A 13,812-nucleotide genomic window follows, 5' to 3' on the forward strand; every position below is an offset into this window, starting at 1 on the left:
GCGATCAGATGAGCAGGATCGGCAGGTGATGGGGTCAGTCGGTATCTCCCGAGGCCGCTGACGCGGACCCCCAGCGTTCGAGCGACCTCGACGACGGCATCCTCGTTGACATCGGGGGGGGCAGCGAGAGCACAGCGTGGCAACCTGCGGCAAGGCCCCGAAGGCTCGCGGGACCGAAGAGGGCGGTGGTTTCGCGAACCAGGACGTCACGGCGCCCTCGGTACAGCTCGCGCATGCGCCGCAGGTGACGGTCGAAGCGGCCGGACTCGATCAGCAGCGCGAGCGCCTCCTGGTCCAAGCCGGGGGCCCCGCGACTGCTGAGCTGCTTCTCCTCGATCAACACGTCCCGGAAGCGATGCGGCGCAAGGAGCCAGCCGATCCGGATGGCTGGAGCCAACGTCTTGCTGACCGAGCCCAGAGCGACGACCCGCTCGGGTGCCAGCCCCTGCAGGGACCCGACAGGGTGTCGGTCGTAGCGGAACTCGGCGTCGTAGTCGTCCTCGAGGATCACGCCGTCGACCTCGTCGGCCCACGCGATGAGGGCGCGTCGCCGGGCCGGGCTGAGAGCGACTCCCGCGGGGCATTGATGCGCCGGCGTCACCAGGACCGCCCGCGCGGAGGTCCTGTGCAGCGCAGCGACGTCGAGGCCCTCGGCATCGGCCGGGATGGGCAGTGCCGCCAAGCCGGCTCGCTCGGCCATCCGATCGTGCTCACGTGGCCCGGGATCCTCGAGGCCGATCGCGCCGACGCCCGTGCGCGCGAGCACCCCCAGGGTGAACGCCAGCCCTTGACGGAAGCCGCCGACCACGATGGCGCTGTCCGCCGTGGCGCATCCGGCACGGATGCGACGGTGGTAGGCCGTGATCACCTCGCGCAGGTGAGGGGAACCAGCAGGCTCCTCGTCCCCGAGTCCGGCGGTCGGCAGTGTCCTGGTGGCCTCCCCGACGGCCCAGACCCAGTCCCTCAGGGGCACCGACCTGAGGTCCGGGATCCCGTACTCGAAGTCGAACCGGACCACGGACGTGGCCGGTGGCGCCGAGGACGGGTGCAGCTGCCGACGTCGGTCTCCCTCCGGGAACTGAGTGACTCGAGTACCGGATCCGACGACCGCGTCGAGGTACCCCTCGGCGACCAGCTGCTCGTAGACCTCGACCACCGTGCCGCGCGAGACCTGCAGGTGCTCGGCCATCCGTCGGGTGGACGGCAGTCTCTCGCCCGGCGTGAGCCGACCATCGCGGATGGCGGCGCGCAGCTGCTCCTGGATCTGGACGAGGAGCGGCGCGCCGGTGCGATCCAACGTCATCGTCAGGTCAGGCCCACGGCGGCCCCAGGAGACGGGCATGGGTCCAGTCAACCAAATGGTCTACTCCGTCAGCCCACGAATGGACCTCCTGACTGTACCGCTGCCTCGGCAGACTCGATCCATGAGCACCGGACGTGTCCGGCGCTCACCCCAGCCGGGTCCGCCCGGCGCTCGGTGTCCGCAACCGCGCCCTGGCGATGCTCCTGATCAGACGACCACCAGAAAACCCAGGAAGGAAGAGTTCCATGCGCAAGCTCATCGTCCTCATGCAGGTCACCCTGGACGGCCGGATCAGCCACGCGGACGGACGGTTCTGGCAGCCGTTCGCGTGGGGTGAGGAAGAGACGGCATACGTCAACGAGACGTACGCCCGCGCGGACACCCTGGCCATGTCTCGCAGGCTGTACGAGGTTGTCGTGCCCTACTGGGAGCAGGTGGCCGCAGGCACCGTGCCCGACGTCGAGGTTCTCGAGAGCCCCGCCAGCCTCGAGTTCGCTCGCCTTCTGGGCGGCATGAGGAAGGTAGTGCTCTCACACACGCTCGAGGACGCTCCAGAGACGCGTCGGGAGGTGAGGTCGGGGGACGCCGTCGGTCACCTCGAGGAGCTCAAGAACCAGGACGGCACCGACATCATCGCCTGCTTCGGTCCGGAGACACTCGGCCCGCTGGCCGACGCGCCGGGCCTGGTCGACGAGTACTTCCTCATCATCCACCCCGCCGTCCTCGCGTCCGGGCCCCGGCTGTTCGACCACGTCTCATGCGACCTGGCACTCACCCTCGACTCCGCTCGCATCTTCGACAGCGGCGCGGCGATCATGCGCTACCGCACGCTGAATGAGCTGCCAACGGCTCCGACCACGAACAACGTTCAGTGACGGGTGCTGGCGCTGTGTGTTCCACAGCGGTGCGCAACCAGGGCATCAGTACACCTGGTCGACCTCCGGGGCGCACGGCACGAGGATGCGCCAATGACAGGAAGGAACCGTCGTGAACTACGCCCGATTCATCAAGCCGCTACGACTTCCGCCGGGCTTTGCGGCTCCGTCGCGGCTTTGGTTCGAAGAGCTCGAGGCGCGCGCGATCAGCCGCGCAGACCTCGATGATGACGTTCGCGGCATCAACCAGAGCATCGAGCTCATTCGCAGGACACGCGGTGGCGGCTGGCCGACCGAGCCGGTCAGCGAGGACCACAACTACGTCGACCTCGTCTGGCACGAGCAGGAGTTCCGGGAGCAGACCTCGTTCACCTACGCTGTCTACGACCAGGCGGGCGGCTACGTCGGCTGCTGCTACTTGGCACCGCTGGGATGTCGCACCCCGCTCACCGAGCAGCTGCTCGACTGCGATGTCGACATCTCCTGGTGGGTCACCCCCGGCGCCTACGCCCGAGGTCAGTACGCCACGCTGTATCGCGCGCTCCGCTACTGGGCCGAGAAGGAGTACGCGTTCGAGGCTCCCCACTACTCCAACCGCGAGATCCCGCTCGTCCCACTTCGCGCTGACGTCGCACGACCTCAGCGAGCCGCTCAGTCCGGGGAGTGAGAACGACGTCGCGGTTGGAGCGCACTGACCACTTCGTTCCGTGCCCGATCGTCCACCGTCCTCCTTCAGCGTGCTGCCACTGGCTCCTGGAGTTCACGGCGGGATCTCCGCCCAGGAAGTGATGACCGACGACTGGGGAGATGCCTCAGTCGGCAACCCGACAAAGGAGAAGCTGTGACTCGGGTCCGCATCGACATGTTCGCCTCGTTGGACGGCTGTACGGCCGGCGAACCGAGCCCGGAGCACCCCATGGGCGCCGACTGGAACCTCTTGACCGAGGCGCATGTCGCGACCCGGACGATGCGCGAACGCGTCTTCGGAGACACCAGCGGTGGCGGCACCACTGGTGTCGACGACCGGTATGCGGCGGCCCAGTTCGAGGGTGTCGGCGCAGAGATCATGGGCGCAGGGATGTTCGGGCTCCACGCCAACCCCGACCCTGACTGGAAGGGCTGGTGGGGCGACCGCCCACCGTTCGGCTCCCCGGTCTACGTCCTGACGCACACGGCGCCGCGGCCCTCCATCCCGATGGAGGGTGGCACTGTCTTCCACTTCCGGGGCGGAAGCATTCAACGTGTCCTCGTTGAGGCTTTCGATGCCGCGGGAGGACTGGACGTGCGGGTTGGCGGAGGAGTCGGGACCGCGCGCGCGTTCTTGCGAGCCGGAGTCGTCGACCACCTGCACGTTGCCATCGCGCCGGTACTCCTCGGCACCGGTCCTCGACTCTGGTCCGACCTTCGCAGGCTCGAGGAGTCCTACACGGTCAGTTCGGAGACCGCAGAGAGCGGCACCATCCACGTCACCTTCGCGCGCTAGCGGCGAGTCCGATGACCTGCCTCACGTCCGGAAGGCCTCTCGATACCCAGATCCTCGGCCCGTTCTGACGCACGTCATGAGGGCCCGAGCGACACCGTCGGATGAACGACAGTGCAACTCGCTGAACAGCATTGATGCCACGGTCACCTGCGGACCGTGGATCCGTCGCGAGAGCTACGAAGGTTCGAATCCTTCACCAGCCACCTGCTCGGAAAGGCCCCCGAACAGCAGAGCTGCCAGTCGGGGGCCCTCCGGCCGTCTGGCCATGGGGTCCGGCGGTCAGACGGCCCCGCGCCGGAGAGGCGTCAGTTCGACTGCCGGGGGCGAGGACGCGGTCGATGCTGCGACGGACCTCCTCTTCGAGAGCGCGGTCGACGGAGACGCCGAACGTCTGCTCCAGCGCGTCTCGTCTCGAGACGAAGGCCTCGACGGCGGCCGCGATGTCGGCGGGAGGTGTCTCGACACCCATGGGTCGCAGGAGGTGGGCGTGCAGCTGGGTCAGATGCTCCGACACGAGGTCGAACCGGGCGATCGCTGCCTTTGGTGGTGATCCACCAGATCCAGTCCCAGAATGCGTGTTGATCGACGCCAGGGTCTCTGCGCTGGGAGCCGGGGACGGAACGGGATGCTGGGACTCGCTGAGGAACAGGTACTCGATCTTCGTCGGGCCGCGCAGCAGGACCTGGTAGACCGGGAAGTGACCCATGGGCTCCCACTGCTGACCGAGCGGCTCGAGTGGTCCCACCAACCCGGGTAGGTCTCGCGCCAGGGGCGGTGGGGACCAGCGCCCACGCGGGACTGCATCCCGGTGACGACGACTGGATCCGCGGCCGGGCCGCGCTGGGAGCAGGCCCGGGTCGGCGGCGTCAGGAGCCCTGGGCGCGACGCAGGCCGGCCTGCATCGTCTCGAGCGTCAGGGTGAAGTGGTGCTGGGCGCTGCGGTTGGCGGCCTCGGCGTCACCGCGCACGACGTGCCCGACGAGCTCCGTGTGCTGGGCCAGAGCCTCGTCGTAGAACTCCGGGGTGTAGGGCTCGACGCCGAAGCCGAGGGTGGCTGCGGCAGTCAGGTGGGCGCTGAGCGAGCTGAGGTGCGGGTTGCGTGCGGCCGCCGTGACGAGCCCGTGCAGCCGGCGGTCCGCGTTGCGCGCCTGGGTCATCGACGTGGCCGCCCGGAACTCCTCGAGGGCCTTCTCGAGGGCGGCCACGTCGCCGTCGGTGCGACGCTCCGCGGCGGCTCGCGCGATCATGCCCTCGACCATGCAGCGGTAGTCGTAGAGGTCGAGCAGTCGGGGGATCTCGGTCTCGAGCGTGCGACGGGCGACGTCGGGAGCGACGTCCTCCCACGACACCTGCGCCACGAAGGCACCGCCGGACCGGCCGCGGCGGGTCTCGATGAGTCCCAGCTCGGTCACCTGCTGGAGCGCCTGGCGCACCGTCTGCCGGCTGACGCCGAGGGAGGCGGCCAGGTCGCGCTCGGACGGGAGGCGTTCACCGGGGGAGTACTCCCCGACGGCGATGGCCGTCACGAGCCGGTCCGTGAGGGTCGTGGCCTTGGTGCGCGGCTCGCCACCGAGGAGGGCGACGGCCTCCCGGTCGTCCCCCGGCTCCCGATGACTGTCCACGGGAGGAGTCTAGGCGTCCCGGCGAGAAAGGTCTTGTCAGCAGACCATTTGCATGGTCGACTGTGTCCGGTCACCGAGGAGGATCCATGGCAACGACGCGCGACGCGCGCTTCCCCGACCCCACGACCGAGGGTGAGGTCGACTTCAGGGGGCACCGGACGTGGTACCGGGTCACCGGCGAGCTGGACCCCGACGCCGAGAGGGCGCCCCTCGTCGTGCTCCACGGCGGCCCCGGCGCCGCCCACAACTACACGCTGACCATGGCCAACCTTGCGTGCCAAGGGCGTTCGGTCATCCACTACGACCAGCTCGGCTGTGGTGGCAGCACCCACCTGCCCGAGGCCCCCGCCGACTTCTGGACACCACAGCTGTTCGTCGACGAGCTGCGCAACCTCGTGCAGGCGCTCGGCATCGACCGGCGCTTCCACCTGCTCGGTCAGTCGTGGGGAGGCATGCTCGGCCCCGAGGTCGTCCTCGCGGACGACACGGGCATCCGCAGCCTGACCATCTGCGACTCGCCGGCCTCGATGGCGCTGTGGCTCGAGGCGGCCAACACGCTCCGCGCCCAGCTGCCGGACGCCGTGCAGCAGACGCTGCTCGAGCACGAGGAGGCCGGCACGACCGACTCCGAGGAGTACGCGGCGGCCGAGAAGGTCTTCTACGACCGGCACGTATGCCGGGTGGTGCCCAACCCGCCCGAGGTGACCGACTCCTTCGCCCAGATCGAGGCCGAGCCGACCGTCTACCACACCATGAACGGGCCCTCGGAGTTCCACGTCGTCGGGTCGCTCAAGGACTGGTCGGTCGTCGACCGGCTCGACGGCATACGCGTCCCGACGCTCGTGGTCGCCGGCGCGCACGACGAGGCCATGCCCGCCGTGTGGGAGCCCTTCGTCGACCGCATCCCGGACGTGCGGTCGCACGTCTTCCCCGACTCCAGCCACATGCCGCACGTCGAGGAGCCCGAGGCCTTCCTCGAGGTCGTCGAGTCCTTCCTGGGCCAGCACGACTGATCACGACCGATCCCCACCGATCCCGACCGATCCCCACCGACTCGCCCGCGCCCCGCCGCCGCGCGCCCACCCGACCCGGAGGTCACGCATGTCCACCCCAGATCGTCACGTCCAGGGTGAGGGAGACCTCACCCAGTTCGGCTACAAGCAGGAGCTGAACCGCGGCCTGTCCACGACCGACCTGCTCATCTACGGGCTCGTCTTCATGGTGCCCATCGCGCCGTGGGCCATCTACGGGACGGTCTACAACGAGGCCAAGGGCATGGTGCCCCTCGTCTACCTCATCGGTCTCGTCGCGATGATCTTCACCGCCCTGTCGTACGCGCAGATGAGCCGCGCCTTCCCCATCGCCGGATCGGTCTACTCCTACGTCGGTCGCGGGATCCACCCCAAGCTCGGCTTCATCGCCGGATGGACGATCCTGCTCGACTACCTGCTCGTGCCCACGCTGCTCTACGTCTTCGCCGCGGAGTCGATGTCGGGCATCTTCCCCGCCGTGCCGAAGTGGGCCTGGATCCTGCTCTTCCTCGCCGTCAACACGGCGATCAACTACGTCGGCATCTCCTTCACGGCCGTCGTCAACCGGCTCTTCCTCACCGCCGAGGTGCTCTTCCTCGTCATCTTCGCCGTCATGGCCGTCGTCGCCATCGCCCACGGCACCGGCGGCGCGCACGTGACCGCCAAACCCCTCTTCGACGCCGCCCACTTCTCCGCGCCGCTCGTCGGGACGGCGCTGTCGATCGCGGTGCTGTCGTTCCTCGGCTTCGACGGCATCGCCACCCTGTCGGAGGAGAGCAAGGGCGGCCACCGCTCGGCCGGCATCGCCATGATCGGCGGACTCTTCCTCGTCGCGTTCTTCTTCGTCAGCCAGACCTGGCTCGCCGGCATGCTCATCCCGGACACCACCTCCTTCCCCGACGCCGAGGCAGGCAACGCGTTCTTCGACATCGTCGGCCGGATCAGCAACAACGGGTGGCAGATCGCGTTCCTGGCGATGAACGCGCTCGCAGTCGGCATCGCGAATGCCGTTGCGGCGCAGAGTGCCACCTCCCGACTGCTCTTCTCGATGAGCCGCGACGGCCAGCTCCCGCGCTTCCTCGCGCACATCAACACCCGAAGCAAGGTCCCCGAGCGAGCCATCCTCCTCGTCGCCGGCATCACCCTCGTCCTCGGGCTCTTCTTCGTCGGCCAGATCGGCCTCATCAGCTCGCTCGTGAACTTCGGCGCGCTGACCGCCTTCCTCCTGCTGCACGTGTCGGTCGTGACCTACTACGGCGTGCGCCGCAGGTCGTCCAACATCCTGATGCACTGGGTGGGACCGATCATCGGCTTCGCGATCATCGGCTTCGTCCTCTGGAACGCCGAGCCCGCCGCCAAGATCGGTGGCATCGTGTGGCTCGTCATCGGCGTCGCCGTGCTCGCCTACTACAGCCGCAAGGGGATCGGCATCCTGCCCGAGCACCGGGCCGACGCGGCCCCGGGTCCAGCCGACGTGGAGACCGCGCACCTGCAGACCGCCTCCGAGCCGAAGGGTTGAGCATGACCGCGCACCTCATCACCAAGGACCACGCCCAGGCCGACTACTCGGCATCCCACGAGCCGGTGCTCACGGTCGAGCCCGGCACCGGGGAGCGCATCACCTTCGAGACGGACGACGCGGCATACGCCCAGATGGAGGAGCTGCGCGACCTCGCGAGGGTGACGGCCACGATCAACCCCGTGACGGGGCCCGTCCACGTCGTCGGGGCCGAGCCCGGCGACGCGCTCGCCGTGACGATCCACGACATCGAGATGGCCGAGCACGGCTGGTCGGTCTACATCCCGGGTGCGGGCGCCCTGGCCAGGCCCATGGGCGAGGAGTGGTACGTGCGTCGGGTCCCCGTGCGCGACGGCACGGTCCAGCTCACCGACCGCGTCAGCTGCCCGGTCGCGCCGATGATCGGCTGCATCGGGGTGGCACCCGGGGACGGCGTCATGTCGACCGTCATGCCCTCCTACGCGACCGGGGGCAACATGGACCTCACCGACGCCCGGCCCGGCAGCACCGTCTACCTCCCGGTCGAGGTCGAGGGGGCCAGGCTCGCCATCGGGGACCTGCACGCGGTCATGAGCCGCGGCGAGAGCTCCTTCGTCGCCATCGAGATCGCCGGCCGCGCCACGGTCAGCGTCGACCTCGTCAAGGGCAAGGGGCTGCGCGCCCCGCGGATCGACACGGGCGACGAGCTCGTGTGCGTGGGCCTCGGCGACCCGGTCCAGGACTCGATCGACCGCGCCTACGAGGACCTCTTCGCCGTGCTCACCGAGGAGCACGGCTACGGCGCGCACGACGCGTACACGGTCATGAGCGCCCTCGCGCACACCGAGCTCGGTGGCCCGACGGGGTCGGTCGCGCCGGACCCGCTGCACCCGTTCCGGGCCGTGGGCCAGGTGACGCTGGCACGGATCGCCAAGGAGGTCCTCGGACTGGCTTGACGCAGAGGCGAACCCGCGCCGTCGGGAGAGGCGGGTCCGCTCGGCCGGTCGGTGGCGTGCGCGGGTCCCTCCCCACAGCCGCGGCACAGGGGCGGGCGGGGGTCGGCACAGCAGGACCGGCCACGCTCGTCCTGAGGGATCGGCCTGCGGACACCCGGCCACGGACCAGGCGCCATCCGACCCCGGACGCACCGAGGTGGCACCGTGAACGGCCTTCTGCTCGCCCTGCTCACCCCGCTCGGCCCCTTCGCCCTGCTCCTGCTCATGGCGGTGGCGTTCGCCGAGACCGGGCTGCTCGCCGGCTTCCTCCTGCCGGCCGACACGGTGCTGGTCACCGCGGGGGTGCTCGTCGCGGCAGGGGCCCTCAAGCTGCCGGTCGGGCTGTCCGTGCTCGCCGTCACCGTCGCCGCGGTCGCGGGTGGGCAGGTGGCCTACCTCGTCGGGCGCCGTATCGGGCCCCGGCTGGAGCAGGGCCGCACGTCGAGGTTCCTGTCCCCGGACCGTCTCGCCGGGGCGCGGGCGCTCTTCGAGCGGCACGGAGCCCGGGCCGTGGTGCTCTCGAGGTTCGTCCCGCTCGCCCGGACGCTCACGCCGGTCCTGGCCGGCGTCGTGCGCATGGACCGCCGCACCTTCGCGCTCCACAACGTCCTCGGCGCGGCGTTCTGGACCGCGCTGATGCTGGGCGGGGGCTACTGGCTCGGTGACATCCCCGTCGTGGCCGACAACCTCGGTCTGATCCTCCTCGCGATCCTCGTCGTCTCCGCGGTGCCCGGCCTCGTCACGATGGTCCGGGGCCGGAAGGGCTCCCGCCCCGCCGTCCTCGCAGGCTGACGTCGCCACCCCGTGCGCGGCAGGGCGACGGGCGAGGACGGGCTCACACGGCACCGGCCATGACGAGCAGGTCGCCCATCGAGAAGGGGGTCGACGCCGGACTCCACGGCCTCTCCGCGTTGAAGTAGGAGTTGCGGTCTCGCGCGAGCAGGCCGAGGATCACCTCCGCGACGATCCGTCCCCCCACCGGTCCCAGCTGACAGCCCCCGCCGAGCTCGGCCTCCTTGAGCACGTAGAACCACAGTGGCGCCCGACCGCCCCAACGCGGGTCGGCGAGGCCGAGGCGTTGGTTGGGGATGGGCGGGATCCCCATCGCCCGGGCCACGTCCTGGCCGGCCGGGAGACCGAGTCGCTTGCCCCGGAGGAGGTTGCGCTCGGCCAGCGAGAGGATCGCCCCGTCGATGTGGGCGACGACCGTGGGCGGCAGGTTGCTCAGCGGCAGTGAGAGCTGCGTGTCGATCGTTCGCGTCATGTTGCGGTCGTCCGGCGCCTCGACGTCGGGGATCTCGTAGAAGTAGTTCCAGTCCGCCCAGGCGTTGCCCGGGAGCGGCCTCGAGCCGCGCAGGTCACCACCGTCGGGGCCGAACACGGGCAGTGTCGTGCTCTCGTGCATCTCGTACTCCGCACGAATCATGCTGTGCCCGAAGCGGTATGCGGCGACGGAGTACTCGATGGGCATCATCGGGCGGCGGCTGTCGTCGGGGTGGTAGAAGCGGTTGTCGACGGCAATCGTCCCGTGCGGACCGCTCCGGAGCATCTGCTCGACGACACCCGAGCCGAGGATGTGGGGCAGGAAGTCGTGGACGATGACCCATTGGTAGTGCCACCGGGTCAGACGCTGCGCCGCCGCGAAGCCGTTGCCGGCGGCGACGAACTGGTTGTGCAACCGGATGAAGGCGATCTGCAGCTGCGCGATGATGAGGTTCTCGTCGTTGCGGGGGTCGCCGATGTATGCCGTGCCGTCCGCTGCGCGGGGGAGGTCGACCGGGCCGCCCTGGCTTCGTCCGAGCCGCAGCATCCCCGGGTAGTCCGGGTCGTAGAGCTGCGGGTCCGACGTCGGTCCGCGTCCGTAGACGGAGCCGAGGTCGAAGAACGGGGTGTCGAAGTTGAGCAGGGCGTGCGGGTCCACGCGTTGCTGAGGCAGTGGCGTGGGATCCCGGGTCATGTCGTGGTCGATGAACTGCCCGAGGTAGGTGTAGCCGGCGGGGATGTACGGGTTGTCGAAGCCGTCATTGCTCATGGAGACGTCATCGAGTGGTGGACGCGGGTCGATCACCTGGCGGGCCAGGGCGACGAGCAGGTCGTCGTCGGGGGCGAACGGCTCGAGCTGGGGGAACATGAGCCCGAACCGTGCCTGGGTGCTCCGCTTGGTCGTCACGGCGATGTCCGAGCCACGGGGGTCGCCGACTCCGTGACCGCGGCCCCCGGCGAGGGTGAGCGGTCTGGGGGGCGGCGCCGGAGTGCTCGGGGTCGACACGTTCCCGGCGGGGACGGGCGCCGACGCAGTCGCCTCCGCCAGCATCGGCACCACCGCGAGCCCTGCCGAGTTGACGAGCAGGCTCCGGCGGGTCAGCCGTCCGGGGTCTGTCGGGGCAGCAGGCCCTGCCTCGCTGTGCGGCCCGTTCGTCGCGGCTGACGTCACGGGGTGCCGTCTCAGTCTCATCTCTTCCTCCGATCTGCGTGTCGGACGCGATGCCGAGCTGCTGTCCTGCTGACGGTCACCACGGCGGCGGGTAGAGCGGTCCTTGGCCGTGCGGGCCTCCTTCCCCGTTGCTGAGGAACCCGAGCGCCCACAGGTCGTTGGGCACCACGGTGTCGCCGACCTGGACGTTCTCGGGGAAGATGAAGTCGAAGTTCGGTGCCTCGTACCGGCCGGACGCGAGCCCGTTCGCCACGACCTGGCTCGTCAGGCAGCCCGGCGACGTCGCGATGTTGTGGTAGGTCGAGTTCTGCGACACCGAGGACGGCGTACCGGTCGTGTCCGGGTTGCAGAGCAGCCGGCTGACCACGAGGACGTCACGGGTGGGCGAGGTCAGCAGCCCCGGCGGAGCCTTGCGGGCCCGCAGGCGCACCCGCTGCGACTGGGGACCGGTGAACTGGGTCGTGATGCCGCCGCCGATGGGCGCGCCCGGGCCGTCCGGGGTGATCTCGGGGTTCGACTCACCGGACATCTCGAACGGGGTGATCCACCGGTACGACACGGCGCCCGTGCGGGGATCGATGTCGGGGAAGTAGATGTCGACAGGCGTCGTCACGTCGGTCGTCTCCGCGGTGAGGAACATCCGGTCGACGGTCTCCTGGGCGGCGCCGTTCACCGAGACGGCGGACGGGTCGGCCGAGCCCACCCCGAACTGGCCGATCGCGAGGTAGCTCGGAAGCGTCCCGTGGCTCGTGAAGATCCCGACCGAGGCCTCGACCGTGTGCGCCGAGACGAGGCTCGGTGACGTGCCGGCCGGGCGCAGGAGCGTCCCGGCGAACGTGATGTAGTCGCCGACCTCGAACGGAGCCTGCTGGCGCGGGTCGGGGTCGGACGGCATACCCGAGCCGCCGGAGGCATCCGGGGCCGGCGGCATGACGAAGTGTCCACAGAAGGCCGGGTTGCCGCTCGGCGGCACGAGGTTGAGGCCCTTGGGCAGACTGAACCCGAGACCGTCGTCGATGAAGTCCCGGCAGTGGTGTGCGACAGGGGCGGGGCGGTTGGCCTGCGGGCACAGCGGGTCGTTGTCGGTGACCAACGCGTTCGTCACGGCGTCACGCACGGGAGCCCGGCGAGGGATGCACATGGGGTAGCCGGTAGCGGCGTGGATCGTCGGGTTCTGGTCGTCCACCCGGAAGCGCGCGTCGACGCTGTGCTTGATGCCGAACCGGCCCTCGGGGTCGTTGATCTCGACGATCGCCTGGTCCGGGGCACCCACCGCCGCGCCGACGTGAAGCTGGCCGGCGGCATAGTCGATGCTGGTGATGACACCCTGTCCCTGGTTGAGGGACTGCTGCGAGACCGTGACGAGCCCGGCGACGTAGCGGCCTGCGACCGTGTTGCCCACGACGTGGATCTCGAACGAGGGGAAGGTTCCCGGGCTCGATCCCAGCTGCTCGAGGCTGATCGGCAGGGACGGCTGGTCGGCAGGCGGGTCCACGAACCCGCGCCACGTGGTCGAGCTGGCCGGCATCTGGATCACCGAGTTGCACGGCACGACGACCTTCAGCCCGTTGACGAGGAGCTCCCCTCCGTCGTGGAGCGCGTCGACCCCGGCCGGACAGTTGTCGGTGACGGTCGCATCCTGGATGAAACCGGTCACGTCGAACTGGTGCAGGGCGCTGTGCGACGGGTCGCCGGTGAAGACCGGCGGGACGAGGGCGGGAAAGGACCGCGTGACGCCTGCGGCCCCGGGCGCCGGACGGGTGGGCGGGGGTTTGGCCGTGCCGCCCCCGCCGAGGCCGCCGCCACCCCCGCCGAGGCCGCCGCCACCCTTGGCGAGCGCCGTCACGCCGTCCGTGGTCACGAGTAGGGCCAGCATGCTGAGCACGCCGATGAGCACGTAGAGCAAACGTCGGATGAGCATCGAACCCCCCTCGAGCGGTCGTGCACCGCCACCCTCCACGGGCGTTCGACGTCGTGTCGCGACCATTGACCCGATGGTGGCGCACCCGGCTCTGGCAAACCTCGGGGTCGCGGGCGACGGTCCGTCGGGCGACGCTGGGCGTCTCGAAGCGGCCGTCCAGGTCCACGCGTCAGTTCAGTTCTCCGGACGGAAAGGCGTCGTCGGGACGGTGATGCTCGCGCCCCTGCTGCTCCGGATCGTCACCGGTCCCGGGTCGTGGCGCTCGTAGGCGAAGACGGTGCCGCCGTAACGCTGGCCACCCCCGTTGTGCACCTCGCCGATGAGGGTGCCGTCCGAGCGATAGGCCTGCAGCCGCGCTGCGGGGTCCGAGCTTCTCGCGCTGATCAGCAGCTGCCCACCCGTGGTGGCGGTGGCGTTCGTCCAGCACTTGTCGACCTCGAGGTGGTCCACGCCTGGACCGGCGTGGGTGGCTGGCCCGGTCGTCGGCCCGGTCGTCGGCGAGGTCGCAGGCCGGGACAGTGGCCGCGATGCCAGGCCCGACGCGTGTGGGCCGGCAGCGCTCGCGGCGGCGGCCACGGGCTGGGGTGCCACCACCGCGGCGTCACAGCCAGACGCCAGCGTGCACAGCACCCCTGAGGCCACCCCGGCGA

12 protein-coding genes are annotated in these 13,812 nt (G+C 70.0%); 7 read left to right on the forward strand and 5 right to left on the reverse strand.

The window, feature by feature from the left end:
- Positions 1-34: 34 nt before the first annotated feature.
- Positions 35-1,342, reverse strand: a complete 1,308-nt coding sequence (gene pdxR, locus TAE01_RS08945; protein WP_246111233.1) for a MocR-like pyridoxine biosynthesis transcription factor PdxR — start codon at positions 1,340-1,342, stop codon at positions 35-37.
- Between the two features lie 206 nt (positions 1,343-1,548).
- On the opposite strand from pdxR, the gene TAE01_RS08950 reads away from it, so the two are divergent.
- From TAE01_RS08950 to TAE01_RS08960, 3 genes are all read left to right on the forward strand, one after another.
- Positions 1,549-2,178, forward strand: a complete 630-nt coding sequence (locus TAE01_RS08950) for a dihydrofolate reductase family protein (protein WP_186815115.1) — start codon at positions 1,549-1,551, stop codon at positions 2,176-2,178.
- A 112-nt stretch (positions 2,179-2,290) separates the two neighbouring features.
- The gene (locus tag TAE01_RS08955; RefSeq protein WP_147065553.1) at positions 2,291-2,845 is read left to right on the forward strand and encodes a GNAT family N-acetyltransferase; all 555 of its coding nucleotides are present in this window, start codon (positions 2,291-2,293) and stop codon (positions 2,843-2,845) included.
- 174 nt (positions 2,846-3,019) lie between these two features.
- Entirely contained in the window at positions 3,020-3,661 is a 642-nt protein-coding gene (locus tag TAE01_RS08960; RefSeq protein ID WP_147065555.1) for a dihydrofolate reductase family protein, read from the forward strand.
- Positions 3,662-4,527: 866 nt separating this feature from the next.
- On the opposite strand, the gene TAE01_RS08965 is transcribed toward TAE01_RS08960, so the two are convergent.
- Complete coding sequence (locus TAE01_RS08965; RefSeq protein ID WP_147065557.1) at positions 4,528-5,283, reverse strand: FadR/GntR family transcriptional regulator; 756 nt, start codon at positions 5,281-5,283, stop codon at positions 4,528-4,530.
- A gap of 86 nt (positions 5,284-5,369) precedes the next feature.
- Here TAE01_RS08965 and TAE01_RS08970 point away from each other — a divergent pair, with 86 nt between their 5' ends.
- The 4 genes from TAE01_RS08970 (at position 5,370) to TAE01_RS08985 (ending at position 9,599) form a co-directional block, all read left to right on the forward strand.
- Entirely contained in the window at positions 5,370-6,296 is a 927-nt protein-coding gene (locus TAE01_RS08970; protein WP_147065559.1) for a proline iminopeptidase-family hydrolase, read from the forward strand.
- Positions 6,297-6,384: 88 nt separating this feature from the next.
- Positions 6,385-7,833 carry an APC family permease gene (locus TAE01_RS08975; RefSeq protein WP_147065561.1) on the forward strand — a complete coding sequence of 483 codons (1,449 nt, stop codon included), beginning with the start codon at positions 6,385-6,387 and terminating at the stop codon, positions 7,831-7,833.
- A gap of 2 nt (positions 7,834-7,835) precedes the next feature.
- Positions 7,836-8,768, forward strand: a complete 933-nt coding sequence (locus TAE01_RS08980; protein ID WP_147065563.1) for an acetamidase/formamidase family protein — start codon at positions 7,836-7,838, stop codon at positions 8,766-8,768.
- Between the two features lie 204 nt (positions 8,769-8,972).
- Positions 8,973-9,599: a DedA family protein gene (locus tag TAE01_RS08985; RefSeq protein ID WP_147065565.1), complete on the forward strand. Its 627-nt coding sequence runs from the start codon at positions 8,973-8,975 to the stop codon at positions 9,597-9,599.
- 43 nt (positions 9,600-9,642) lie between these two features.
- Here TAE01_RS08985 and TAE01_RS08990 read toward each other — a convergent pair whose 3' ends face one another.
- From TAE01_RS08990 to TAE01_RS09000, 3 genes are all read right to left on the reverse strand, one after another.
- Entirely contained in the window at positions 9,643-11,241 is a 1,599-nt protein-coding gene (locus TAE01_RS08990; protein WP_186815116.1) for a peroxidase family protein, read from the reverse strand.
- 76 nt (positions 11,242-11,317) lie between these two features.
- On the reverse strand, positions 11,318-13,162 hold the full coding sequence (locus tag TAE01_RS08995; RefSeq protein ID WP_147065569.1) for a hypothetical protein: 1,845 nt from the start codon (positions 13,160-13,162) through the stop codon (positions 11,318-11,320).
- Positions 13,163-13,336: 174 nt separating this feature from the next.
- A complete protein-coding gene (locus tag TAE01_RS09000) occupies positions 13,337-13,612 on the reverse strand; it encodes a hypothetical protein (RefSeq protein ID WP_147065571.1) in 276 nt (91 codons plus the stop codon).
- Positions 13,613-13,812: the final 200 nt, after the last annotated feature.

The organism is Terrabacter aerolatus (assembly GCF_007991735.1).
In the GTDB taxonomy this organism is placed as follows: Bacteria; Actinomycetota; Actinomycetes; order Actinomycetales; family Dermatophilaceae; genus Terrabacter; species Terrabacter aerolatus.

Coding starts and splice junctions, on each gene's coding strand:
- pdxR (WP_246111233.1), bottom strand. CDS start 1,342: ATGCCCGTCTCCTGGGGCCGCCGTGGGCCTGACCTGACGATGACGTTG.
- TAE01_RS08950 (WP_186815115.1), top strand. CDS start 1,549: ATGCGCAAGCTCATCGTCCTCATGCAGGTCACCCTGGACGGCCGGATC.
- TAE01_RS08970 (WP_147065559.1), top strand. CDS start 5,370: ATGGCAACGACGCGCGACGCGCGCTTCCCCGACCCCACGACCGAGGGT.
- TAE01_RS08975 (WP_147065561.1), top strand. CDS start 6,385: ATGTCCACCCCAGATCGTCACGTCCAGGGTGAGGGAGACCTCACCCAG.
- TAE01_RS08980 (WP_147065563.1), top strand. CDS start 7,836: ATGACCGCGCACCTCATCACCAAGGACCACGCCCAGGCCGACTACTCG.
- TAE01_RS08995 (WP_147065569.1), bottom strand. CDS start 13,162: ATGCTCATCCGACGTTTGCTCTACGTGCTCATCGGCGTGCTCAGCATG.